Source organism: Sphingorhabdus sp. EL138 (assembly GCF_945862485.1).
GTDB lineage: Bacteria > Pseudomonadota > Alphaproteobacteria > Sphingomonadales > Sphingomonadaceae > Sphingorhabdus_B.
In genome coordinates, this window is record NZ_CAMAYF010000005.1 from 74,430 (window position 1) to 97,112 (window position 22,683).

A 22,683-nucleotide genomic window follows, 5' to 3' on the forward strand; every position below is an offset into this window, starting at 1 on the left:
GCCTTAAACTTGTTTAAAGATAACAAACTGCCGTAGGATGTGAGCCTGAAATAATAGAATGGCGACAAAATGGAGAATGCAATGGGCAAAATGATTCGCATGACGATGTCGGATGGCGCAGAAATCGCCGTCTATAATGCCGAAGCAGAGGGGGAACGTCGCGGTGGCCTTGTCCTTGTTCAGGAAATATTTGGCGTGACCGACCATATCCGCGACTTGTGCGACGAATATGCTGCCGATGGTTATGAGGTATTGTCACCCGCCATTTTTGACCGCGAGCATCCAGGGTTTGAGGCCGATTATACTGGCCCCTACTATAATCGTGCCGTGGAGCTAGCGCGCGAGCTGCACCCGTTCGTGCAGTCGCTCGAAGATGCAGTGGTTTGCATTAATGCGCTGAAGGATAAGGGGCCGGTGTTTATCACAGGCTATTGCTATGGCGGCTCTGTCGCGTGGGCCGTTGCTGGGATCAGCGATTATCTCGCCGCCGCCAGTTGTTATTATGGCAGTCTCGTGCCGACGGTTTATGCGGACAATATCCCCAAATGCGCCACGATCGCCCATTTCGGACGCTATGACGCGGGCATACCGATGGAAGGCGTCGAAGCGCTTATTGAAAAGGCCCATCCGACCGCGCAAATATTCGTGTATGACGCCAATCATGGGTTCAATTCCGACCGGCGCAAGGATTATCATGAGCCAAGCGCCGATCTGGCACGGGAACGCACTTTGGCACTCTTTCGCGCCTGCGGTGGATGAATGCGGCTATGACACCAAGCGCATGGAGCAACGGCGGTTCAGGCGTTTCCATATATTGGACGGTGGCTGAAACTGCGCTTGGCGCGATGTTGCTGGCGGTGACCGATAAGGGAATTTGCCGCCTGTCGTTTGACGAAAATGAAAGCGCGCTAACGCGCCGCTTTCCGAACGCGACCCTGCTGCGTGAAGGCGGTTCGCTCTCGGCGCTCATCGACGGTGCGGTCTTCGCGGTTCAAAACCCAAAGCAGATGCCCCAATTGCCCTTAGATGTCGGCGGCACTGATTTTCAAATGGCCGTGTGGCAAGCGTTGCAGCAAATACCGGCGGGCGAAACGCGTAATTATGCCGAAATCGCTGCGGCGGTTGGAAAGCCTGATGCGGTGCGCGCGGCGGGCACGGCCAATGGTGCCAACCCTGTCTCGGTGCTTATTCCCTGCCACCGTGTCATCCGGTCAGATGGCGGCCTTGGCGGCTATGCTTATGGGTTGGAACGCAAGCGTCGTTTGCTGGCATGGGAAAACGAGCAGGGCGGTTTGTTTTCAGACTAGGCCGTGAACCATTTTTTAAGGATATAACGCCCGCACAAAATATAGTCCTTCGGGTGGTGCGTTTTCCGCAAGAGCCGAACGGTCGGCGGCATCGAGCGCCGCCTTTAGATCTGCGGCTGTCCAGCGTCCAAGCCCGACGGCGACAAGGCATCCGACCATAGACCGCACTTGATGATGCAAGAAGGACAAGGCCGCTGCCTCGATAATCACATGCTGCCCCTCTCGCCGCACGTTCAGGCGGTCGAGCGTTTTGACAGGGCTGGCGGATTGGCACGCGGTGGAACGGAAGGTCGTGAAATCGTGCAGGCCAACAAGTATCTGCGCGGCGTCATGCATCGCATCGGCATCCAGCTCCGGCCCGACGCGCCAGACGCGACCCTTTTCCAACGTCAGGGAGGCACGGCGGTTGAGGATGCGATATGCATAAGCGCGACCAATACAGCTATAACGCGCATGCCAGTCGTCGGCGACTTCTTTGCATGCCAATATCGCGATGGGGTGCGGACGCAAATGGGCGTTAATGGCCTCCATCAAGCGGAAGGCGGATAGGCCTTTTTCGACATCGACATGCGCGCGCATGCCCAACGCATGGACCCCTGCATCGGTGCGACCAGCGCTGTAGACCAAAGTTTTCTCGCCGGTGGTTTTGAATATCGCTTCTTCGACTGCCCCTTGCACCGAGGGGCCATGGTCCTGCCATTGCCAGCCCATATACGGGCCGCCGTCAAATTCGATGGTCAGCGCAAAGCGTGTCATGACAATATTGTCCCAGCGGGAATGGCTTTGCCGCGCAGCAGGTCCGCGGTGGGCATAGCCGGTTTGCCGGCACGTTGGATGAGCGTTGGGCGAATGGCATGAACGCCGCAGGCGATGGTGAGTTGGTCGTCCATAATCGTGCCTGCCGCGCCGTGGGCTGCGATGATGTCAGCGGCCAACACCCGATATCTCTCATCTTCAAATGCGAACCATGCGCCGGGTGCGGGGTTAAACGCACGGACTTGGCGCTCGACGTCTTCGGCGGATAGGGAAAAATCCAGCTTCGTTTCTGCCTTGTCGATCTTGGCGGCATAAGTAACGCCTTCATCCGGTTGCGCGACGCAGGGAAACGCATCCAAATCCGCCAAAACCCGAACCATCAGTTCCGCGCCAAGCTCGGCCAGCTCCATGGTCATCACGCCCGTTGTCTTGTGCCCGATTTCGATTTCCGTCGTCGCGCGGACGGGGCCCGTATCCAGACCCGCCTCCATCTGCATGACCATGACGCCCGTGGTGGCATCGCCGGCCAAAATCGCACGTTGCACAGGTGCGGCGCCCCGCCAACGGGGCAGCAATGATCCATGGACATTCAGGCAGCCATGCTCAGGCGCCTCCAAGACCGCTGGCGGCAATATGAGGCCATAAGCCGCAACGATAGCAACATCGACGCCCAGTGCCGCGAAATCAGCCTGTGCTTCTGCCTGACGCAGCGACAAAGGGCATCGTACCGGTAGCTCTAGCTCCTCAGCGCGTTGTTGCACCGCGGACGGGGTCAGTTTCTTGCCACGATTGGCGGGGCGCGGTGGCTGTGTGTAAACGGCGGCCACATCATGCCCAGCCGCCACCAACGCATCGAGCGTCGGCACGGCAAATTCGGGCGTTCCCATGAAGGCAAGACGCATCGTCACTTTTCCTTTGTTCAAAAGCCCCCTAAGACCCAGCGCATGGCATCGCAAGAAATAGACGCACTGGCACAAGCATTGTCGAAGCTACCGGGGCTTGGCCCCCGTTCGGCCCGCCGTGTCGTGTTGCACCTGATGAAAAAGCGTGAGAGCGTATTGCAGCCGTTATTGCGTGCTTTGCAGAATGTAGAGCAAAGGCTCGTTGTCTGCAGCACCTGTGGCAATATCGACACCGGCAATCCATGCGGCATTTGCGTTGACCCACGCCGCGACATCCGATCAATCTGCGTGGTGGAGGATGTATCCGACTTGTGGGCGCTGGACCGTTCACGGCTTTTCCCCGGAAAATATCATGTTCTGGGCGGCCGCTTGTCGGCATTGGATGGTGTCCGGCCAGAGGATTTGAATATCGACGGATTGGTCAGCCGCATTGCCCACGGCGGCATTGACGAGGTGGTGTTGGCGATGAACGCCACGCTTGAGGGGCAGACAACAGCGCATTATTTGGCCGAGCGGCTGGAGCAATTCCCCATCCGCCTGACGCAATTGGCGCATGGCGTGCCGGTGGGCGGGGAGCTTGATTATCTTGACGACGGCACTTTGGCGCAAGCCTTGCGCGCACGGCGACCCGTCGGTTGATTTATCCAAAGACCGTCCCTATTTGCGACCCATGGCCATATTACCTATTCTTGAAGTGCCCGATCCGCGGCTGAAAACTATTTCGAAACCTGTCGAGAGCTTCGACGGCGATTTAAAAACGCTCGTCAATGACATGATCGAGACCATGTATGCTGCGCCCGGCATTGGTTTGGCGGCCATCCAAGTAGGCGTGCCAAAGCGCCTGTTGGTGATCGACTTGCAGGAAGAGGAAGCCGAAGGTGAAGAGCCCGTTCGCAACCCGCGCGTGTTTGTGAACCCTGAAATCCTCGACCCGTCCAGCGAACATAGCCTGTATAATGAAGGTTGCCTGTCCGTCCCCGACCAATATGCCGAAGTTGAGCGCCCCGCCCAAATCCGCGCCCGCTGGCAGGATTTAGACGGCAAGGTGCATGAAGAAACTATGACGGGCCTGATGGCGACATGTTTGCAGCATGAAATGGACCATCTGGAAGGCATATTGTTCATCGACCATCTGTCGCGTCTAAAGCGTCAAATGGTGTTGAAGAAGATCGAGAAGGCCCGCAAAATGGGCGGCGGTCATGTGCATGGGCCCGATTGCCGCCACTGATACAGTAAGTTGAAACCCCGTCCCAGGCGGGGTGTCGTTATTTTGCGAACTGTGACGGGGCCGCGCTAACCGTTACAAACTTGCCCGCCTGAATTTCCTGCACCTCCAGCATACGGTCAGTCAGGCCATTGGTGTTGAACCGGAACGCCCCATCAACGCCAATGAAGCCTTGCGGATCGGTCAGTTGCGCGACGGGAAAGCGTGTTCCCGGACGCCAGTCACGGGCGAGTCGGGCGACCAGCAACACTGAGTCATAGCCAAGGCTCGACAAGCGCAAGGGCGCCTTGCCATAACGGGCACGATATTTGGCCGCATATTGCGTGTAGAGCGTGTCCGATACACTTGCGAACCACGCGCCATACATGGGTGCACTACCCGCAAGCGACCCATCGATATTCCACAAATCCGGCCCCAAAATTTTGGCCGTGCGCAATCCGCCACGGCGCAAGGCAGGCACGGTTGTTATGGCTGCGCGGCCGCTGTCGGCAACCAAGATGGCGTCAATAGCGCCCATCTGTGCCAGACGTCGGGCGGCGGCTTCGGCGGACGCAGCCGTTCCGTTTGTTTCCTGAATGCCCACCAACACGCCGCCGGCTGCGCGCACGGCAGTCGTGATATTGGATTGCGCCCGTTGTCCGTAAACATTGGATGCCACCACAGCAGCAAAGCGGTTCATGCCTTTTGATTTGGCGTACAGCACCGCGCGTTCAATCGACTGGTTCGGTAAATGGCCAAGCAAGAACACATTCTGTCCGGCAACGCCGACATCATTGGAAAAGCTGATAATAGGCACGCCTGCTGGACGAGCAATTTCTGCGACCTCAATCACATTGTCTCCGCGCAATGGACCCAAGATGACCTTGTTGCCATCGACAATCGCGCGCTGCGTTGCGGCGGCCACACCAAGGCCTGTGTCATACGTCACCATGCGGATATTGGTAACTTTGGTATCGGCAAGCGCCAGTTCCGTAGCATTGGCAATTGATTGCCCCACTTCGGCGTCAGGGCCAGTCACGGGCAGCAGAAGCGCAACACGGTGCATGCCATCGGACGGTTCGGCGACCACAGGCGGCGCTTTGCTGCGTGGGACTGTGCTACAGGCCGCCAGCATGATGATGGATGCCAACACCAACAGCTTTTTGAATTGGCCTGCTAAAGCTTGCGGCTGGGCCCGCGTTGCGGCAATGGTTGCGCTCATTTTGGGTTCCTTGGGAAGAAACTACATATTCCGATGACTTTCGAATCAGGCTTATATGTCGTTGCGACCCCCATCGGCAACCTTGCAGATATATCGCACAGGGCAATCGAGCTTCTGAAAGCCGCAGAAATCGTCGCGGTTGAGGACAGCCGCGTCACCGGCAAATTGCTGCATCACCTTGGCATTAAAAAGAAAATGCGCCGCTACAACGACCATAGCGGGGGTATCGAGCGGGAGTCTTTGGTCGCCGCGGCACGGGGCGGTGTGGTGGCCTTGGTATCGGACGCGGGCACGCCCTTAATCTCCGACCCTGGATATAAGCTGGTTCGCGCAGCCCGTGACGCTGGCGTGCCGGTGTTTACCATTCCGGGGGCAAGTGCCGTGACGGCCGCTTTGTCAATCTGTGGCCTGCCGACCGATCGGTTTTTGTTCGCTGGCTTTCTGCCCAATAAAGCCAAGGCGCGGGTCGAGACATTGATGGAGCTGGGGCAGATTAAGGCTACATTGGTGTTTTACGAAGCTGGTCCGCGTCTGGCCGCGAGCTTGGCCGCCATTGCCGACACATATGGCGACCGCGAAGTTGCGGTTGCGCGCGAGCTGACCAAGAAGTTTGAAGAGGTGGTGACCGGAACGGCGGCGGAGCTGGCGGCGCGTTATGCCGAACAGGAACCGAAAGGCGAAATCGTCCTGATCATTGGCCCACCTGCCGACGATGTGGCAACCGAAACGGGCGATGTCGATGCGGCGTTGCAAGAGGCGCTCGAGACGATGTCCGCCGCCAAGGCCGCAGGCGCGATTGCCAAGCGCTTCGGGCTGGAACGCAATGCCGTTTACGCACGCGCAACGGAATTGAAGGCGCAGTGAACCGCCTTGCTGCCGAAAAACGCGGACGGCGCGGGGAGGCGATTGCCGCATGGTTCCTGCGCCTGAAAGGATGGCGCATCGTCGGCGCGCGCGTGAAAACACCGCGCGGCGAGGTGGACTTAATCGCACGGCGCGGCAAAAGCATTGCCTTTGTTGAGGTAAAGGCACGCACGAAAGCCGTTGACCTTGCCACCGCGATTGACGCCAGTCGGTTGCGCCGTGTGGCCGCCGCTGCGGAAATTCTCTTGTCCAAATACGGCAAAGAATGTGAAAATATGCAGATTGATGTGATTATGGTTGCGCCTTGGCGTTTCCCTAAGCATTTGCCAAATGTCTGGCACGGATAGGAACTGGCGAAATGGCAATCAAAATGGCGGTCCAGATGGACCCTATGGACGGTATCAACATCAATGGCGATTCCAGCTTCGCGCTGATGCTGTCCGCACAGGCGCGCGGTTATGATATCTGGCATTATGATGTAGGCACGCTGACGCTCGATGCCCATGACCGGCTGACGGCATGGGCGCATCCGGTGCATGACCTGCAACGCGTCGAAGGCGCGCATTATCGCTTTGGTGCGCCGAAGAAGATTGATTTGGGCGCAGATATTGACGTGGTGTTGATGCGGCAGGACCCGCCCTTTCATGTCGGCTATATCACCGCGACCCATTTGCTCGAGCGGATCGAGCATGAGACATTGGTGGTCAACAACCCCGCCAGCGTCCGCAACGCACCGGAAAAAGTGATGGTGCTCGATTATCGGCAGTTTATGCCGCCGACGATCATCACCCGTTCGGCGGACGAAGTGCGCGACTTCCAAAAAATACATGGCGCCGTCGTGGTGAAGCCGCTGCACGGCAATGGCGGCAAAGCCATTTTCCGCATTGATGCCGACGGCAGCAACCTGGGCGCCTTGTTTGAGGTGTTCAACAACACATGGCCCGAACCGCATATGGTGCAGCCGTTCCTGCCCGATGTTGCGCTGGGCGACAAACGGATCGTTATGATCGACGGCGAAGTGACGGGCGCGATCAACCGTCGTCCGGGCGAAGGCGAGTTCCGTTCCAACTTGGCCGTAGGCGGTAGCGCGGAGTGGACGCAGCTTACCAGCCGCGAGCTTGAGATCTGCATGGCTATGGGGCCGCGTTTGAAGGAGCTTGGCCTTATATTTGTTGGCATTGATGTTATTGGCGGCAAATGGCTGACCGAAATCAACGTGACATCGCCCACGGGCATTGTCGCGATTGATCGTTTTAATGGCACGGATACACCCTCGCGCATTCTCGACGCGATTGAACGCAGACTTTCGGAGAAGAACTAATGGAAGATTGGATCATTCGCTTGGTCGAATGGGGCCATTATTGGGGCGTGGCTTTGCTCATGCTGCTTGAGACCATATTCCCCCCAATCCCGTCCGAAGTGATCATGACCGTGGCTGGTGTATCGTCGGCGCGCGGGACCATGAATCTTGCGGGCACTATTGCGGCGGGCACGGCGGGTGCGATGCTCGGCAATTGGATCTGGTATTGGGTGGCCCTCAAATTTGGCGAAAAACGGATGCAAATCTTCATCGACCGCTACAGCCGTTGGTTGACGCTCGATTGGGATGAGGTGGAGCGTGGCCAAAGGCTGTTCCGCACGCATGGATCAATCATCGTACTGATTGCGCGGATGCTGCCCACTTTGCGGTCGCTCATTTCGATACCAGCTGGCTTGTTCGGCATGACGTTTCGCCGGTTCATGATCTTCTCGACTATCGGAACCGCCGGATGGACCGCGGCCTTGGCCTGCGCGGGCTATTTCTTGGGATCCCAGTTCGATGATGTTGAAAAATGGCTTGGGCCAATTTCGACCTTAGTCATCGCAGGGATCGTGTTGACCTATGTCTGGCGGCTTGTTCGCTGGAAGCCGAACCCTGTGCCTAAGCCCTTGGATGTGCGTTCTGATACTCATCCAAAAGCATAGCGGTATCGACAGCCGTATAAACCTGCGTCGACGACAGGCTGGCATGGCCCAGTAATTCCTGCAGACTGCGTAAGTCCGCGCCGCCTGCCAGCAAATGCGTGGCAAAGCTGTGGCGCAAGGCATGCGGCGTTGTCCGGTCCGACAGGCCCAATCGCGTGCGTGCGCCTTGCACCGCGCGCCGCACCAATGCGGGCGATAATGGCCCGCCTTGCGCGCCCCGAAACAATGGCTGGTCCGCGCTGGTCGCATAAGGGCACAAAGCGAGATATTCCTGCATGGCTGTCCGGACTTGTGCCAGCAAGGGCACGATGCGTGTCTTGTTGCGCTTACCCGTGACGCGCAACGTAGTGCCAAGCGGCAATATGTCGCCCATCAGGCCAGTCGCCTCACTAACGCGCAGGCCGCTGCCATAGAGCAGCAAAAGCAACGCCCAATCGCGCGCGCCGATCCAGCCGTCTTTTGCATTTTCGGCGACGTCATCGGCGAGTGCCAGAACATCATCGGGGTTTACCGGACGCGGCAGGCTGCGCTGCACACGCGGCCCCTTCATAACCGGCAAAGTGACATCATCGCCCAAGGCAAAGCGCAAGAAATGGCGCGCTGCGGACAGTTCGCGCGCTGTTGAACGGTTGGTGAGGCCATCACCGCGCCGGTCGGCCAAAAAGGCACGCATGTCGGCCGATGATATCTTGTGTAGCGTGACGCGGGTGACGTCATTACCCCAATGCAACTGCAGAAATCCCGCCAGCCGATCTGCCGTTGCATAATAAGCCCGCACGCTATGCGGCGACATTCGGCGGTTGTCGGTCAGAAACGCGAGATATTCGGCAAGTAAGGACGACATGTCCGCATTGCTATCAGGCGGCGGCATCCGCCTCAAGTTTTACTATTTGCGGCAAGATGGCATCGAGCAATGGCATGCCTTGCGGTGTGACGGTGACGTGGTGGTCTTCGCGGCTAATCAGGCCAAGCCGCGCGATTTTGTCGACCGCATCCATGTCCAGCAAGTCGGCGGCGGCGATGCCCGTCTTTTGCGATAGGCGGCCAAGGTCAACACCCTCCGCCAGCCGCAATCCCATCAACAAGCTTTCGGTAGCGCGCGTTGCCGCATCAAGATGGTCTTCGCTGCTGATGCCGTGGGTGTTACGATCAACGGCGGACAAGAAATTCTCGGGCTTTTTATGGCGCTCTGTTGCAGCGTGCAGCCGCCGTCCATGCGCGCCGGGGCCAATGCCGATATAGTCATCATAGCGCCAATAGCTAAGATTATGGCGGCTTTCGCTGCCGGGGCGGGCATGGTTGCTGATCTCATAGGCTGGAATGCCTGCGGCGGACGTCATCTGTCCGGTCAGTTTATATAAGGTCGCGGCATCATCATCGTCGGCGGGGATGAATTGGCCCGTGCGCACCAAGGTTTCAAAGCGCGTGCCGGGTTCAATGGTAAGCTGGTACAGCGACATATGGTCGGTGCCGAAAGAAAGGGCGCGTTGCAGCTCTGCCGCCCACTGGGTAGCGGTTTGTTCGGGGCGCGCGTAAATCAGGTCAATATTCACGCGGCCAAAATGGCGTTGTGCAATCGCCAAGGCATCGAGGCTCTCGGCAACCGAGTGCGCGCGGCCCAAAAACGTCAGCGCTTTATCATCCAGTGCCTGAAGCCCAAGCGATACGCGGTTGACGCCTGCCGCAGCCAGGTCCGCGAAACGCGCCGCCTCCACCGAAGACGGGTTCGCTTCTAATGTGATTTCAATATCGTCGGCAAAACCCCAATGCCGTTCTGCCGCTGCAATCAATGCGGCGACGGTTGATGGCGGCATCAATGATGGCGTCCCGCCGCCGAAGAAGATGGAGGTCAATTTCCGATCCGCTATGCGCCCCGCCTCATAGGCCATGTCCGTCAGCAATGCCGCGCACCACGCGGCGTCGTCCACCGTGTCGCGGACATGGCTGTTGAAATCACAATAAGGGCATTTGGAAATGCAAAATGGCCAATGGATGTAAAGGGCGAGTGGGGCAGGCACCAATTCTCTTAACCCACTTCGCTATGTCCGCGAAAGACGATCAAGAAAACAACGCCGCAACCAATTTGCGGAACGCGTCCGCGCGGTGGCTCATCGCGTGTTTCTCTTGCGGATCCAATTCGGCAAAGGTCTCGCTGCGGCCTTCGGGAACGAACACAGGGTCATAGCCAAAGCCAAGCAACCCGCGCGGTGGCCATGTTAGGCTACCCTGCACACGGCCTTCGAAAATCTCTTGATGCCCGTCGGGCCATGCCAGCGCCAAAGTGCATATGAAATAGGCGCTCCGGTCGGTGTCGGGGCCAAGTTCGGCCAGCTTGCCCTCAACCTTGCCCATTGCCATATACCAATCACGCCCCGGTCCGCCTTCGAAGACCTGCGTTTCCGCCCAGTCGGCCGTGTAGACCCCCGGCGCACCGCCCAAAGCGGCAACGCATAGGCCGCTGTCATCGGCCAGCGCCGGAAGGCCGGAACCTTGCGCGGAGGCATGGGCCTTCAGCAACGCATTTTCGGCAAAACTGGTGCCCGTCTCGTCGGGTTCAGGCAGACCAAGTTCGCCCGCCGACACCGGTTCGATACCAAAAGGCGCAAGCAAGGCGCGGATTTCACGGACCTTGCCCGCATTATGGCTGGCAATGACCAGCCTGCCGGGTTCGAGTTTGCGATGTTTCATCAGGCTTGCCTCTAACAACAAAATCCGTCGCCCCAGCTTATACTGGAGCGATGGTTCCTTACTTAACCGCGTCGGCCTGCGCGGCGAAAATCCGGTCGGTTCCCATGCGCGCAAGGCGGAGCAAACGGAGCAGGCCTTCTTCGTCATAGGTCGCGCCTTCGGCTGTGGCTTGCACTTCGGCAATCTGGCCACCTTCGATCAGAACGAAATTTGCATCGGCATCGGCGTCGGAATCTTCGATATAATCCAAGTCCAAAACGGGCGTGCCTTTGAAGATGCCGCAGCTTACGGCAGCAACCCGTCCGCTGATCGGATCTTCCTTGATCGCGCCTGACGCAACCAAGCCATTGACGGCCAAGCGCAAGGCAACCCACGCGCCCGAAATCGCGGCGGTGCGTGTGCCGCCATCGGCTTGCAACACGTCGCAATCGATCGTAATTTGGTTCTCGCCCAGCTTCTTCAAATCTACGACAGAACGTAAAGAGCGGCCAATAAGGCGCTGAATTTCTTGGGTTCGTCCGGACTGCTTGCCTTTGGCAGCTTCGCGCTGGCTGCGCGTATGCGTGGCGCGGGGGAGCATCGAATATTCCGCCGTGACCCAACCTTCACCCTTGCCGCGCAACCATGGTGGAATGCGGTCTTCGACGCTGGCGGTGACCAGCACTTTTGTATCGCCAAAACCGATAAGGCAGCTACCTTCGGCATGTTTGGTGAAATGGGTTTCAATCGAAATGGCGCGCATTTCGTCTGGCGCACGGCCGGATGGACGCATGATAGTCTCCTGATGATAGATTGGCGGCTGCCATAGCCTGCCCTGCTTGCTTTGCAAGTGCGCGGTGCGCTACACAGTCACGGTGAACCAAACACCCATCAACGAACTGAATGACCGGACACGCATCATTTTCCGGATGGTGGTGGAAAGCTATCTGGACAATGGCGCGCCGGTGGGTTCGCGGACAGTTTCCAAATTCGCAGGGTTGAACCTGTCCCCTGCCTCCATCCGCAATGTCATGCAGGATTTGGAGGAAGCGGGCTATCTCGCCTCTCCGCATACAAGCGCCGGACGCGTGCCCACCGAGAGCGGTCTGCGCCTGTTCGTCGATGGCATGATGCAATCGGCGGAGCCTTCAGCCGAAGAACAACGCGCGATTGAATCGCAAATCCGCGGCGATGGACCGATTGAAGAGGCGCTGGCGGCTGCGACGTCGGTACTGTCGGGCCTATCTGCCTGCGCCGGTATCGTCTTGGTGCCAAAACGGGACGCGGTCCTAAAGGCATTTAGCTTTGCGCGCCTGTCCGCATCTCAAGTGCTCGCGATCATGGTCGGGTCCGACAATAGCGTTGAAAACCGGCTGGTATCGATAGACCCGGCAATCAGTGAATCCATGTTAGTGGAGGCCGCGAACTATATTTCGGCGCGCCTGTCTGGCTTGACCCTATCGGAAGCGTTGGAGCGCCTCGACAGCGAAATTCGGGCCGAAAAGGCGGAGCTTGATGTGGCCAGCCAAAAACTGGTGCGTGACGGCCTCGCCATTTGGTCGCTTGATGCCAATGACCGGCCAGTACTCATCGTGCGTGGGCAGTCGAACTTGATTGACGATGCAGCGGCGGCAGACCTCGACCGCGTTCGGCAATTGTTAGACGAGCTTGAGAGCAAAGAAGAAATCGCGCGGCTGGTCGATAGCGCGCGTGAGGCGCAGTCGACGCGGATTTTTATTGGTTCGGAAAATAATCTTTTCTCGCTTTCGGGATCGTCGGTCATCGCCGCGCCATATCGGGAGGCAGGCGGCAAGGTCGTCGGCGTCATTGGCGTCATTGGCCCGACCCGCCTGAATTATGCACGCATTGTGCCCATGGTCGACTTTACCGCGCAGGCGCTGAGCCGTTTAATAAGGCCGTGAACGCAGAAATGATGCGCGGGTTGATGAATTAAAATTGCTTTCTATATGCGAGCAGCAACAAACGACCATGCAGTCGCAACGTAAATGGGTTAATCAAGTTTATGACAAAGAAGAAATCAGCCGCAGCCGATCCCGCTGTAGAAAACGAACTTGAAGGCGTGCCAGAGCATATGAAAGACGATACGCCAGAGGCTACCGACGCTGCAGATGCAAAGATTGCGGTGCTGGAAGAAGCGCTCGCCGCTGCACAGCAGGAGGTTTTATACGCGCAGGCCGAAACGCAAAATGTGCGCCGCCGTATGGAAAAAGAGGCGCAGGACGCGCGCGCTTATGCCGCAACGGGATTTGCCCGCGATGTGCTGTCGGTGTCTGACAATCTATCGCGCGCCTTGGAAGCGATCCCCGCTGAAATGCGGGAAAGCGAAGCGATGAAACCGCTCGTCATTGGTCTTGAAGCAACGGGCCGCGAACTGGACAGCGTCTTTACCAAAAACGGCATTACGCGCATTGCCGCTATGGGCATGCCGCTGGATCCCAATCAGCATCAGGCGATGGTTGAAATTCCCAGCGCCGATGTCGCACCGGGCATCATCGTCGCCGAAATGCAGGCAGGGTATATGATCAAGGACCGCTTATTGCGTCCTGCCTTGGTTGGGGTGGCAAAGGCGGCGGAGTAAGCCCGCCCGCATCATTACCATCAGCCAGGGGTGGCGCAAGGTGACGCGCTCCGCTATTGAGCGCGTCACATGACCACAGCGGCAATCCCCACGGACCGTCAATCCCCTTGGCGCGATGAACTTCGCGCGACCTTGTCGCTTGCCTGGCCGTTAATCTTAACCAATTTATCAATGTCGTTGATTGGCGCGACTGATGTGGTGATGGTGGGTTGGCTTGGGCCGACTGAGTTGGCAGCGGCATCGCTGGGGTTCAACCTGTGTATGACCGCGGCGATTTTCTGCATGGGGCTAGTTACCGCAACGGCGCCGATGATGGCGAGCGAACGCGGCGCAAAGGCGCATTCCGTGCGCGATATCCGTCGCACATTCCGGCAAGGATTGTGGGTCGCGGTTGCGATCATGATCCCGATCTGGCTGTTCTTGTGGCAGACAGAGGCCATATTGCTGACGCTTGGCCAGCAAGCCGAACTTGCGTCCAAAGCGCAAAGCTATGTCCGTGCCTATATGTGGTCGATCCTGCCATTTTTGTGGTTGATTATTGCGCGTAATTTCCTGTCGGCGTTGGAGCAGCCCTTATGGTCGCTCGTCATCGGCATATTGGGCGTTTTTGCCAATGCGGCGTTCAACTATGTCCTTATTTTCGGGAAGCTGGGTGTACCGGCCTTGGGCATAATCGGCGCGGGCGTCGGTAGCATATTAGCCAATATATTCATGTTTTTGGGCATGGTCGCGGTGATTACTTATCACCCTAAATTTAGGCGATATCATCTCTTCGGGCGTTGGTGGCGCAGTGATTGGCCGCGTTTTAGGGCGCTGTGGAAACTGGGCTTGCCGATTGGCGTGACGATGGGCTTGGAAGGCGGCGTTTTCGGCGTTGCCGTCATGCTCATGGGGTTAATCGACACCGCTTCGGTCGCGGCGCATGCCATCGCGCTGCAGGTTGCAAGCGTGACTTTCATGGTGCCGATGGGTCTTGCGCAGGCTGCGACAGTGCGTGTGGGCATCGGCTATGGCCGGCGCGATCTGGCGCTTATCCGCCGCGCGGGTTGGACCAGCTTTGTCATGGGAACAGGGTTCATGGCGGCGATGGCGGTACTGATGTGGCTGTCGCCCGAGTTGCTGATTGCGCTCTTCATTGACCGTGATGCCGCAGCCAATGCAGAGGTTGTGCGACTGGCCGTCAGTTTCCTTGCCATTGCGGCCTTGTTCCAGATTGTCGATGGCGCACAAGTCGTGGGTGCGGGCATGTTGCGCGGGCTACACGACACCAGCGTGCCTATGCTTTTCGCGGCCTTTGGCTATTGGGTGGTCGGCATTGGTGTGGGCGCGTGGTTGGCGTTTTCGCAAGGATGGAATGGCGTTGGCATTTGGGTTGGTTTGGCGACCGGGCTTGGCATTGTCGCCGTGCTTATGCTCGTGCGGTGGTCGCTGCGCGGGCGGCTTGGACTGTTGCCTTCAGAAAATTAGCACGCGGTTATCCTGAAACAAGTTCAGGATGACAAATCTGGGGGTGGCATTATGAAACAATTGCGTTCTGCACCACTCTGTTTCCAGCCCGTATCCTTTACCCATCAATCGCTTTCTTCTCGTCCGGATCGCTGCCGTCGATTTCTTGTACCCGCGCCTTTACCAATATGCGGACATTGTTCGAAAACAGAAATTCGGCCTCAATCACACCCAAGCGGCGGGGGATGAGGTTGACGCCCCACATCATCACATGCTTGCCGCCTTTTTTGAAGGCGACTTTCTCTCCAGACGGAATGAGCACGCGGTCCATAGGCGCCATCGTCACCGCACCGGTTTTTGCGTCCACCGCAACATCGTGCATTTCAACACGAACGGCCGATGGCGAACTTACGCGCAGCAAATATACATCCTCCGGCCCGCCATAGACGTTGAAATGCATCGCTGACGGATTGTTATCGACAGGCGACAGGGTCAGCACCGCTTCCTTTACTTTCAACTGCGGTGTCGGGCCGCATCCGCTCAGCAAAAGAGCTGCCGCAGCGGCACTAAATGTGAATATACGTCGGTTCATAACGTCCTCCTTTTGCTGTCAGGTGCGCGTGTTGGTGCGACCATCCTATACAGAGTTTTCACTTAACTTTTTCCCTATCTAGGAACGCCGAAGTCTTGTGCCAAGAGAATTGGCACCTATATCGCCGCTACAAGGTCACGTTACGCGGAACCCCAGTGCCTGATAGGGCTGGTGCGAAATGCGGCAGGGTAAAGTTCAATTTTTAAAATTTCGGGGTAAGTTTTTATGGCTAAAGTTATTGGTATCGACTTGGGCACGACAAACAGCTGCGTTGCGGTAATGGACGGCGGCAAGCCCAAGGTCATCGAAAATGCAGAAGGCGCACGGACAACGCCATCGATCGTGGCCTTTGCTAAGGACGGCGAGCGCCTTATTGGCCAGCCCGCCAAGCGTCAGGCAGTCACCAATCCGGAAAGCACCATTTACGCGGTAAAGCGCCTTATCGGTCGCCGTTTTGATGATCCATTGACCAAGAAAGACATGGGCCTCGTGCCGTACAGCATCGTCAAGGGCAAGACCGGCGATGCATGGGTTAAGGCAGGCGGCGAAGAATATTCGCCCTCACAAATTTCAGCTTTCACCTTACAAAAGATGAAAGAAACAGCGGAAGCCTATTTGGGCGAAACCGTCACGCAAGTGGTCATTACCGTTCCAGCCTATTTCAACGATGCCCAGCGTCAGGCCACAAAGGATGCTGGCCAGATTGCCGGGCTTGAAGTGCTGCGTATCATCAACGAGCCAACCGCTGCGGCGCTGGCTTATGGCATGGACAAGGATGATAACAAAACCATCGCGGTCTATGACCTTGGCGGCGGTACCTTTGATATTTCGATCCTAGAAGTCGGCGATGGCGTATTCGAAGTGAAATCGACCAATGGCGACACATTCCTGGGCGGTGAAGATTTTGACAGCGTGCTCGTTGAGCATTTGGCGGCCGATTTTAACAAGGCTGAGGGCATTGACCTGACCAAGGACAAGCTGGCGCTGCAACGTTTGAAGGAAGCGGCTGAAAAGGCGAAGATTGAATTGTCGTCCACACAGACGACCGAAGTCAACTTGCCGTTCATTACCGCAGACCAAAATGGTCCAAAGCACCTTGTGAAAACCATCACCCGTGCCGACCTTGAAAAATTGGTTGATGAATTGATTAAGCGCACGCTTGAGCCATGCAAAAAGGCTTTGGCTGATGCGGGTATCAAGGCTGATGGCATTGATGAAGTCGTGATGGTCGGCGGCATGACCCGCATGCCCAAGGTGCGCGACGTCGTGAAGAACTTCTTTGGCAAGGAACCGCACACAGGTGTGAACCCTGATGAAGTAGTTGCGATGGGCGCCGCCATTCAGGCGGGCGTGTTGCAGGGCGACGTCAAGGATGTGTTGTTGCTTGACGTGACGCCATTGTCCTTGGGTATCGAAACACTCGGCGGCGTATTTACCCGCATGATCGACCGTAACACGACGATCCCGACGAAGAAGAGCCAAGTATATTCGACAGCCGAAGACAATCAAAATGCCGTGACCATCCGCGTGTTCCAAGGTGAGCGTGAAATGGCAGCAGATAACAAGTTGCTGGGCAACTTCGATCTGGTCGGCATCCCACCTGCACCGCGCGGCGTGCCACAGGTTGAAGTGACCTTTGACATTGACGCCAATGGCCTGGTCAGCGTGACGGCCAAGGACAAAGGCACAGGCAAGGAACAGCAGATCAAAATTCAGGCATCGGGCGGCTTGTCCGATGCGGATATTGAGCAAATGGTCCGCGATGCCGAAGCCTTTGCCGAAGAAGACAAGAAGCGTCGTGAATCGGCAGAAGCCAAGAACAACGCCGAAAGCCTCGTGCACTCCACCGAGAAGCAGCTGGAAGAGCATGGCGACAAGATTGACGCTGCATTGAAGGGCGAAATCGAAGCGGCCGTTGCGGAAACCAAGACGGCCATCGAAGGTGGCGATGCAGAAGCGATGAAGGAAAAGGCAACGGCCTTGGCTCAAATCGCGATGAAGCTTGGCGAAGCAATCTATAAGGAAGAGCAAGCCGCCGGTGCATCGGCAGATGCCGCATCGGAAGACGCGCCAGCAGACGACAATGTCGTTGATGCTGAATTCTCCGAAGTCGAAGACGACAAGAAAGACTGATGTTGCATATTTTCGACCGTCGCTATCGAAACGCAGCGACGGTCGGAAAGACCGGGGGGTTAGTCATTCATGAATCTCGACATTGATTATTATGAATTGTTGGAAGTCGAGCGGACAGCGGATGAAAAGACGCTGAAAACCGCGTATCGCCGGATTGCGATGGAATGCCATCCCGACCGCAACCCAGGTTGCGATAAATCCGAAGCGAAGTTTAAGGCCATTAGCCAGGCCTATGACGTCCTGAAAGACCCGCAAAAACGCGCAGCCTATGACCGGTTCGGCAAAGAAGCGTTTGAAAATGGTGGTATGGGCGGCGGCGGTGGCCAAGGCGGCGCTGGCTTTGGTGACTTTTCCGATATCTTCGAAAGCTTTTTTGGCGACGCCTTTGGCGGCCGTCAGCGTGGCCCGGCACGTGGTGCAGATTTACGCTATGATCTCGAAATCTCGCTCGACGAGGCTTTCCACGGCAAGGACGCGGAAATAACCATCGACGTCGCCACCGCATGCGGCACGTGCAGTGGCAGTGGCGCGACGCCGGGGTCGGGCAAGCGTCGATGCAATCTGTGCGCTGGTCATGGCAAGGTGCGCGCGCAGCAAGGTTTCTTTGTTGTCGAACGCACATGCCCGACCTGTCACGGTCGCGGCGAAGTGATTGAGTCGCCTTGCCGGGCCTGCGGAGGCGAAGGCCGTACGGATGAACGCAAGACCATCGCCGTAAATATTCCGCCTGGCGTTGACGAAGGCACGCGCATTCGTGTGGCAGGCAGGGGCGAGGCTGGACCAAATGGCGCAGCGGCGGGTGACTTGTACATTTTCATCCATCTGTCACGCCACAAGGTGTTCGAGCGCGACGGCACAACATTGTTCTGCCGCGTGCCCGTCAGCTTCAGCACAGCGGCGCTGGGCGGCGAAATCCGCATTCCGGGCCTCGATGGTGCCGAACATATTATCATCGTTCCAGAGGGCATACAGTCGGGCAAACAGCTTCGGCAGCGCGGGGCTGGAATGCCTGTGCTGCAAGGGCGTGGTCGCGGCGACATGGTCATTCAAATCGACGTTGAAACGCCGTCAAAGCTGTCCGCGCGGCAGAAGGAAATTCTGCGCGAGTTTCGTGAAACCGAAACGGGTGCAGAATGTCCACAATCAACCGGCTTTTTTGACAAGCTGAAAGGCATTTGGGACGGCATCACCGATTAGGCTTTGCCTGTGCTGCCGTGGCATAGAAGGTCAGAACTTAATCTGGTCTATCTCGGTCCGTAAGGAGATCATGAGGGGCTGGATATGCGTCAGCCGGTCCTGCTCCTCATCTAATATCGCTTGGAACACTCGCTTTTTGTAGCTTTGCGCGCGGTCATCCGAAAATTCATGGCCCGGCGGCAGCGATGATATCAATATATCGATCATCCGTTCCGCGCCATGCAAACGGCCCCATAGATAGTCATTTTCACGATAAGCGCGGCTGAAGAACGCACCGAAATTGTTGAACTCTATGCCCTTTAACGTTGCGGCAGTGCCGCCTTTGCGGATGGATGTGCAGTCGTCAGGCGAAATGCGGTCCACCTTGACTGGGTCGAATTCGTCAAAGCCTTCATCCTGCAACAAAGGTAGCGTGGCGATGTCGTAGAGCGCATAGCCCAAATAGCCGAGCAGCATGATCCGGCGTGCCGCATCGGGCAATGTCAGCATGGCATCGCACAATATTTTGTCGACCTTGGCATCGGTACGCACGAGATCGCGTTGCGCCGCGAGATGGTCCATCAAACCCGCGGGGTCGTCGATGCCTGATTTGGCGGCCATCGCGAAATCCAGCCCTAAAAACTCCGCCGTTTCCAGATCGAGAAACAGAGCCAGACATTTGTAAATGGCGTCGCGCATTTTGGTGATATCATCGTCCGGCATGTCGATGATATTTTCGACCTCTTCGGTCAGGTGCCGGGCGATAAAACGCAAGCGCCGGATGCGGAAACGCAGGTCATGTGCGCGAAAAAAGGCAATTTGGCGCGCGGTGGCTTTGCCCTTATGCGGCGGCCTATGGTCAAGGTCACGCGTCCCGATTTCGGCCCAAAGCGCGGCGCGCAAGTCCCGGAAAAACGCGTCTGGTGCATCGGGCAAGCTACGGCGCGCGGTGGCGACAATATCGTCCACAACGCCTGTGATTTTGAGATGGCTATAGGCGCGATAACCGAACCCGGCGGCAACAATCGCCTTTTCCTGGGCCGAGTGCCGCCATTTTTGCATACGGCTGGCAGATGGCCGGGTGAGGAACCATGTCTTGCCCAGCAGCGTCTCTACTGTATCTTCAACTTCATTACGCAGGCTATCAATGACGCGTTGCGTGCGTTCGATCCGCTCCGAACGGCCTGTGATTTTTTCCAGACTGTCGCGGATTGGCTGCTCCCGCGGAATGTTGGACGTTGCCCCCAATATCGTCGCAAAAAACCCCGGTGGCTTGCGTGGCATTTTGGCGGTGCCGTCCAAATTGCGCTTACCAAATCGGAAACTGGGGCGGCCTGGCTTTGGATCGATATAGACAAAACGCCGGTCCACTTCGCGCCGTGCAGGGCGGTTGCGCAAGGCGGAAATCGCCTGATTAAACGGCGCATTGGCCAAGACTGATCCGTCGATTAACATCGTATCTTCGGCGGCGTTGGCGGCAAATTGCTGCGGCAATATGCGTTTCAAAAATGCAAGCCGGCCAAGCCATGGAACATTTTCCCGCGCCAACAAACGGTCAAGTTCGCGCACAGAAAAGGGCGGAAATGCACCCGGGAAGCTGGCGGTGGCGCGCGCTGCAAAAATCAGTTCGGGAATGTCGGCGAGGTTGGTTCGTCCGCGTGTTGAAAAATCGACGGTGATGCGATGTTCGGACTCCGTGACCTCTTCAGGGCTGTTGAGGCGCAGCACCCGATCATGCCCGTAATAGTCGGTTACCGTGACAAATAAGTCCAACGGCTGACTTGCCGGTAAAAGTGGCGTTTCTTTGGCGCTCGCCGCCATCGCGTTCAGCGCATCGAGCAATAGTTTTGAAAACACATTCCCGCCAAAGGGTGGCGCAAACCATCGGGCGCGGACAAAGCGTGATAGCTTGGCGGCGACTTCCTGTTGCGCCTCTTTCGCGACTGTCCGTTCAACCGCCCCACCGCGTCGGCGCAAGACCATCCATGCAATCGGCGTTGCCCAAAATTTGGTGAATCGCGACAGCGGGCGGGCATCCGGATCAAGCAGCACATCGACGTCTGCCATGTCCAGCCACATGTCGGTCAAGGGCTCCAATGATTGGCCCGTGACGATGGCCTGCGACAGGAAAATACCGTTGATACCGCCCGCGCTTGACCCGGCAATGATGTCCGTCAAAACGCGCAACTTTACGCCGCTCACCCGCGACATTTCGGTGAGCAGGTAGTGATAGACAATCTCGCTAGGGCGGGCGGGCGGAGCGCCGTCATGAAAAGCGCGGCTCGCGCGGACCATGTGCCAAATTTCGCGCGTGACGCCATGCATGTAAATGGCAAGGCTGACCCCGCCATAACAAATGAGCGCCAGCCTGAGTTCTTTTTCGCGCATAGACATGATGTGGCATTAGGCCGCGTCGCGCGCAAGCGCTGATACTGAGCACTTATATCTTGAGTTCTTGATTTGTTCTGTTAGTTATCGGCCATGGCAAAGACAAAACGCAAATATGTGTGTCAGGCATGCGGGTCTGAATCCAACCGCTGGCAAGGGCAGTGTGACGATTGCGGCGAATGGAACACTTTGGCGGAAGAGGCCAAGGCAACTGTTTTTGAGCTGAAGCATCATTTGCATTCGGGCGGCCGTGCGGTCGAATTGTCCGGATTGAATACGGATATTACACTGCCGGAGCGCGCCTCGACGGGTATATCTGAATTTGACCGCGCACTGGGTGGCGGACTTGTACCGGGTTCAGCGACCTTGCTTGGCGGCGATCCGGGCATTGGTAAATCGACATTATTGTTGCAAGCCGCCGCAAACCTCGCGCGGCGCGGCTTGGCCGTTGCGTATATTTCGGGCGAAGAGGCGGTCGACCAAGTGCGCTTGCGCGCCCGCCGGCTTGGCCTTGGCGATGCGCCGGTGCAGCTTGCCGCCGCAACCTCGGTGCGCGACATATTGACGACGATGGCCCAAGGCGCACCGCCCGCTTTATTGGTCATCGATTCCATACAAACTATGCACAGCGACCTCATAGAAGGCGCGCCGGGAACGGTCAGCCAAGTCCGCGCCTCGGCGCAAGAGCTTATCCGGTTTGCCAAGGAACGCGGCACGGCGCTGATGCTCGTCGGCCATGTGACCAAGGACGGGACGATCGCCGGACCCCGTGTGCTGGAACATATGGTCGACACCGTATTGTCGTTCGAAGGCGAACGCAGCCATCAATATCGCATTTTGCGTGCGTCCAAAAACCGCTTTGGCGGGACCGACGAAATCGGCGTCTTTGCGATGGTGGAAGAAGGCTTGACCGAGGTTGGCAACCCAAGCGCCTTGTTCCTGACCGACCGGGCCGAGCAGGTTACGGGGGCAACGGTGTTTCCGGCGTTGGAGGGGACACGGCCCGTTCTCGTAGAAATTCAGGCACTGACCGTGCGGCTATCGAGTGGAGCGACACCGCGCCGCGCTGTCGTCGGCTGGGACAGTGGCCGCCTTGCGATGATATTGGCGGTGCTGGAGGCGCGATGCGGCCTTAGTTTTTCAACCGCTGAGGTCTATCTCAACATCGCAGGTGGCTATCGCATTTCCGACCCCGCTGCCGATCTCGCGGTGGCAGCGGCCTTGGTTTCGGCTTTGGCTGAACGGCCATTGCCGTCCGATGCAGTGCTCTTTGGCGAAGTGGCTTTGTCTGGCGAAATCCGTCCCGTGGCCCATGGTGCATTGCGATTGAAGGAATCGGCAAAGCTTGGGTTTAGTCGCGCATTAGTGCCGCCTTCGGTGCAGGGGCAGGCCGGTATTTCCACGCAAGAGTTCCGTACGCTTGCCAATCTCGTTGACCATATGCTGGGACGCTCCTAAATCT

Annotated in this window: 22 protein-coding genes and 1 pseudogene; 14 read left to right on the forward strand and 9 right to left on the reverse strand. The window is 57.5% G+C overall.

The annotated features are described in order from the left end of the window. Positions 1-81: 81 nt before the first annotated feature. On the forward strand, positions 82-759 hold the full coding sequence (locus Q0O33_RS03780; protein WP_295496263.1) for a dienelactone hydrolase family protein: 678 nt from the start codon (positions 82-84) through the stop codon (positions 757-759). A gap of 8 nt (positions 760-767) precedes the next feature. Then, positions 768-1,307 (forward strand): annotated as a pseudogene (locus Q0O33_RS03785) (methylated-DNA--[protein]-cysteine S-methyltransferase); the annotation flags it as partial. Positions 1,308-1,322: 15 nt separating this feature from the next. Here the strand turns inward: Q0O33_RS03785 and truA are convergent. Then, positions 1,323-2,063: a tRNA pseudouridine(38-40) synthase TruA gene (truA, locus tag Q0O33_RS03790; RefSeq protein ID WP_295496266.1), complete on the reverse strand. Its 741-nt coding sequence runs from the start codon at positions 2,061-2,063 to the stop codon at positions 1,323-1,325. After that, positions 2,060-2,965: a methionyl-tRNA formyltransferase gene (gene fmt, locus Q0O33_RS03795; protein ID WP_295496269.1), complete on the reverse strand. Its 906-nt coding sequence runs from the start codon at positions 2,963-2,965 to the stop codon at positions 2,060-2,062. The genes truA and fmt overlap by 4 nt, the downstream gene beginning before the upstream one ends. A gap of 42 nt (positions 2,966-3,007) precedes the next feature. On the opposite strand from fmt, the gene recR reads away from it, so the two are divergent. Both recR and def read left to right on the forward strand, forming a co-directional pair. Next, a complete protein-coding gene (gene recR / locus Q0O33_RS03800; protein WP_295496271.1) occupies positions 3,008-3,604 on the forward strand; it encodes a recombination mediator RecR in 597 nt (198 codons plus the stop codon). A gap of 31 nt (positions 3,605-3,635) precedes the next feature. Continuing rightward, positions 3,636-4,193, forward strand: coding sequence for a peptide deformylase (gene def, locus Q0O33_RS03805; RefSeq protein ID WP_295496409.1), 558 nt, complete (start codon positions 3,636-3,638; stop codon positions 4,191-4,193). A gap of 37 nt (positions 4,194-4,230) precedes the next feature. Here def and Q0O33_RS03810 read toward each other — a convergent pair whose 3' ends face one another. Further along, positions 4,231-5,391: a penicillin-binding protein activator gene (locus Q0O33_RS03810; protein WP_295496274.1), complete on the reverse strand. Its 1,161-nt coding sequence runs from the start codon at positions 5,389-5,391 to the stop codon at positions 4,231-4,233. Between the two features lie 33 nt (positions 5,392-5,424). On the opposite strand from Q0O33_RS03810, the gene rsmI reads away from it, so the two are divergent. The 4 genes from rsmI to Q0O33_RS03830 are packed head-to-tail and all read left to right on the forward strand — an operon-like array spanning position 5,425 to position 8,220. Then, positions 5,425-6,255, forward strand: a complete 831-nt coding sequence (gene rsmI / locus Q0O33_RS03815) for a 16S rRNA (cytidine(1402)-2'-O)-methyltransferase (protein WP_295496276.1) — start codon at positions 5,425-5,427, stop codon at positions 6,253-6,255. Continuing rightward, positions 6,252-6,602 (forward strand): YraN family protein, encoded by a 351-nt coding sequence (locus Q0O33_RS03820; RefSeq protein ID WP_295496279.1) that lies wholly within the window; start codon positions 6,252-6,254, stop codon positions 6,600-6,602. The genes rsmI and Q0O33_RS03820 overlap by 4 nt, the downstream gene beginning before the upstream one ends. Before the next feature lie 11 nt (positions 6,603-6,613). Next, positions 6,614-7,576 carry a glutathione synthase gene (gshB, locus tag Q0O33_RS03825; RefSeq protein ID WP_295496281.1) on the forward strand — a complete coding sequence of 321 codons (963 nt, stop codon included), beginning with the start codon at positions 6,614-6,616 and terminating at the stop codon, positions 7,574-7,576. Continuing rightward, a complete protein-coding gene (locus Q0O33_RS03830) occupies positions 7,576-8,220 on the forward strand; it encodes a DedA family protein (RefSeq protein WP_295496284.1) in 645 nt (214 codons plus the stop codon). Before gshB ends, Q0O33_RS03830 begins: the two co-directional genes overlap by 1 nt. Here the strand turns inward: Q0O33_RS03830 and Q0O33_RS03835 are convergent. The 4 genes from Q0O33_RS03835 to rph are packed head-to-tail and all read right to left on the reverse strand — an operon-like array spanning position 8,177 to position 11,680. Further along, positions 8,177-9,064: a tyrosine recombinase XerC gene (locus tag Q0O33_RS03835; protein WP_295496287.1), complete on the reverse strand. Its 888-nt coding sequence runs from the start codon at positions 9,062-9,064 to the stop codon at positions 8,177-8,179. The genes Q0O33_RS03830 and Q0O33_RS03835 overlap by 44 nt on opposite strands. 13 nt (positions 9,065-9,077) lie before the next feature. Further along, positions 9,078-10,241, reverse strand: a complete 1,164-nt coding sequence (hemW, locus tag Q0O33_RS03840; protein ID WP_295496291.1) for a radical SAM family heme chaperone HemW — start codon at positions 10,239-10,241, stop codon at positions 9,078-9,080. Between the two features lie 37 nt (positions 10,242-10,278). Continuing rightward, positions 10,279-10,908 carry an RdgB/HAM1 family non-canonical purine NTP pyrophosphatase gene (gene rdgB / locus Q0O33_RS03845; RefSeq protein WP_295496294.1) on the reverse strand — a complete coding sequence of 210 codons (630 nt, stop codon included), beginning with the start codon at positions 10,906-10,908 and terminating at the stop codon, positions 10,279-10,281. A gap of 58 nt (positions 10,909-10,966) precedes the next feature. Next, complete coding sequence (gene rph, locus Q0O33_RS03850; protein WP_295496297.1) at positions 10,967-11,680, reverse strand: ribonuclease PH; 714 nt, start codon at positions 11,678-11,680, stop codon at positions 10,967-10,969. A gap of 82 nt (positions 11,681-11,762) precedes the next feature. Here rph and hrcA point away from each other — a divergent pair, with 82 nt between their 5' ends. From hrcA to Q0O33_RS03865, 3 genes are all read left to right on the forward strand, one after another. Continuing rightward, on the forward strand, positions 11,763-12,809 hold the full coding sequence (hrcA, locus tag Q0O33_RS03855; RefSeq protein ID WP_295496412.1) for a heat-inducible transcriptional repressor HrcA: 1,047 nt from the start codon (positions 11,763-11,765) through the stop codon (positions 12,807-12,809). 101 nt (positions 12,810-12,910) lie between these two features. Further along, positions 12,911-13,486 (forward strand): nucleotide exchange factor GrpE, encoded by a 576-nt coding sequence (gene grpE, locus Q0O33_RS03860; RefSeq protein WP_295496300.1) that lies wholly within the window; start codon positions 12,911-12,913, stop codon positions 13,484-13,486. A 69-nt stretch (positions 13,487-13,555) separates the two neighbouring features. After that, a complete protein-coding gene (locus Q0O33_RS03865) occupies positions 13,556-14,953 on the forward strand; it encodes an MATE family efflux transporter (RefSeq protein ID WP_295496303.1) in 1,398 nt (465 codons plus the stop codon). A 97-nt stretch (positions 14,954-15,050) separates the two neighbouring features. Here Q0O33_RS03865 and Q0O33_RS03870 read toward each other — a convergent pair whose 3' ends face one another. Further along, positions 15,051-15,524 (reverse strand): copper chaperone PCu(A)C, encoded by a 474-nt coding sequence (locus Q0O33_RS03870; RefSeq protein ID WP_295496305.1) that lies wholly within the window; start codon positions 15,522-15,524, stop codon positions 15,051-15,053. Positions 15,525-15,749: 225 nt separating this feature from the next. Between Q0O33_RS03870 and dnaK the strand changes: the two genes are divergently transcribed. Then, complete coding sequence (dnaK, locus tag Q0O33_RS03875; protein ID WP_295496307.1) at positions 15,750-17,657, forward strand: molecular chaperone DnaK; 1,908 nt, start codon at positions 15,750-15,752, stop codon at positions 17,655-17,657. 69 nt (positions 17,658-17,726) lie between these two features. Next, positions 17,727-18,854, forward strand: a complete 1,128-nt coding sequence (dnaJ, locus tag Q0O33_RS03880) for a molecular chaperone DnaJ (protein WP_295496309.1) — start codon at positions 17,727-17,729, stop codon at positions 18,852-18,854. A 30-nt stretch (positions 18,855-18,884) separates the two neighbouring features. Here the strand turns inward: dnaJ and Q0O33_RS03885 are convergent, their stop codons facing one another. Continuing rightward, positions 18,885-21,221: a patatin-like protein gene (locus tag Q0O33_RS03885; protein WP_295496415.1), complete on the reverse strand. Its 2,337-nt coding sequence runs from the start codon at positions 21,219-21,221 to the stop codon at positions 18,885-18,887. A 93-nt stretch (positions 21,222-21,314) separates the two neighbouring features. Between Q0O33_RS03885 and radA the strand changes: the two genes are divergently transcribed. Further along, positions 21,315-22,679 (forward strand): DNA repair protein RadA, encoded by a 1,365-nt coding sequence (radA, locus tag Q0O33_RS03890; protein ID WP_295496311.1) that lies wholly within the window; start codon positions 21,315-21,317, stop codon positions 22,677-22,679. The last annotated feature ends 4 nt before the right edge of the window (positions 22,680-22,683 follow it).

Excerpts from the sequence above, each read along its gene's own strand:
- Q0O33_RS03780 (WP_295496263.1), top strand. The coding sequence starts at position 82 with ATGGGCAAAATGATTCGCATGACGATGTCGGATGGCGCAGAAATCGCC.
- truA (WP_295496266.1), bottom strand. The coding sequence starts at position 2,063 with ATGACACGCTTTGCGCTGACCATCGAATTTGACGGCGGCCCGTATATG.
- fmt (WP_295496269.1), bottom strand. The coding sequence starts at position 2,965 with ATGCGTCTTGCCTTCATGGGAACGCCCGAATTTGCCGTGCCGACGCTC.
- recR (WP_295496271.1), top strand. The coding sequence starts at position 3,008 with ATGGCATCGCAAGAAATAGACGCACTGGCACAAGCATTGTCGAAGCTA.
- def (WP_295496409.1), top strand. The coding sequence starts at position 3,636 with ATGGCCATATTACCTATTCTTGAAGTGCCCGATCCGCGGCTGAAAACT.
- Q0O33_RS03810 (WP_295496274.1), bottom strand. The coding sequence starts at position 5,391 with ATGAGCGCAACCATTGCCGCAACGCGGGCCCAGCCGCAAGCTTTAGCA.
- rsmI (WP_295496276.1), top strand. The coding sequence starts at position 5,425 with ATGACTTTCGAATCAGGCTTATATGTCGTTGCGACCCCCATCGGCAAC.
- gshB (WP_295496281.1), top strand. The coding sequence starts at position 6,614 with ATGGCAATCAAAATGGCGGTCCAGATGGACCCTATGGACGGTATCAAC.
- Q0O33_RS03830 (WP_295496284.1), top strand. The coding sequence starts at position 7,576 with ATGGAAGATTGGATCATTCGCTTGGTCGAATGGGGCCATTATTGGGGC.
- Q0O33_RS03835 (WP_295496287.1), bottom strand. The coding sequence starts at position 9,064 with ATGTCGTCCTTACTTGCCGAATATCTCGCGTTTCTGACCGACAACCGC.
- rdgB (WP_295496294.1), bottom strand. The coding sequence starts at position 10,908 with ATGAAACATCGCAAACTCGAACCCGGCAGGCTGGTCATTGCCAGCCAT.
- rph (WP_295496297.1), bottom strand. The coding sequence starts at position 11,680 with ATGCGTCCATCCGGCCGTGCGCCAGACGAAATGCGCGCCATTTCGATT.
- grpE (WP_295496300.1), top strand. The coding sequence starts at position 12,911 with ATGACAAAGAAGAAATCAGCCGCAGCCGATCCCGCTGTAGAAAACGAA.
- Q0O33_RS03865 (WP_295496303.1), top strand. The coding sequence starts at position 13,556 with ATGACCACAGCGGCAATCCCCACGGACCGTCAATCCCCTTGGCGCGAT.
- Q0O33_RS03870 (WP_295496305.1), bottom strand. The coding sequence starts at position 15,524 with ATGAACCGACGTATATTCACATTTAGTGCCGCTGCGGCAGCTCTTTTG.
- dnaK (WP_295496307.1), top strand. The coding sequence starts at position 15,750 with ATGGCTAAAGTTATTGGTATCGACTTGGGCACGACAAACAGCTGCGTT.
- dnaJ (WP_295496309.1), top strand. The coding sequence starts at position 17,727 with ATGAATCTCGACATTGATTATTATGAATTGTTGGAAGTCGAGCGGACA.
- Q0O33_RS03885 (WP_295496415.1), bottom strand. The coding sequence starts at position 21,221 with ATGCGCGAAAAAGAACTCAGGCTGGCGCTCATTTGTTATGGCGGGGTC.
- radA (WP_295496311.1), top strand. The coding sequence starts at position 21,315 with ATGGCAAAGACAAAACGCAAATATGTGTGTCAGGCATGCGGGTCTGAA.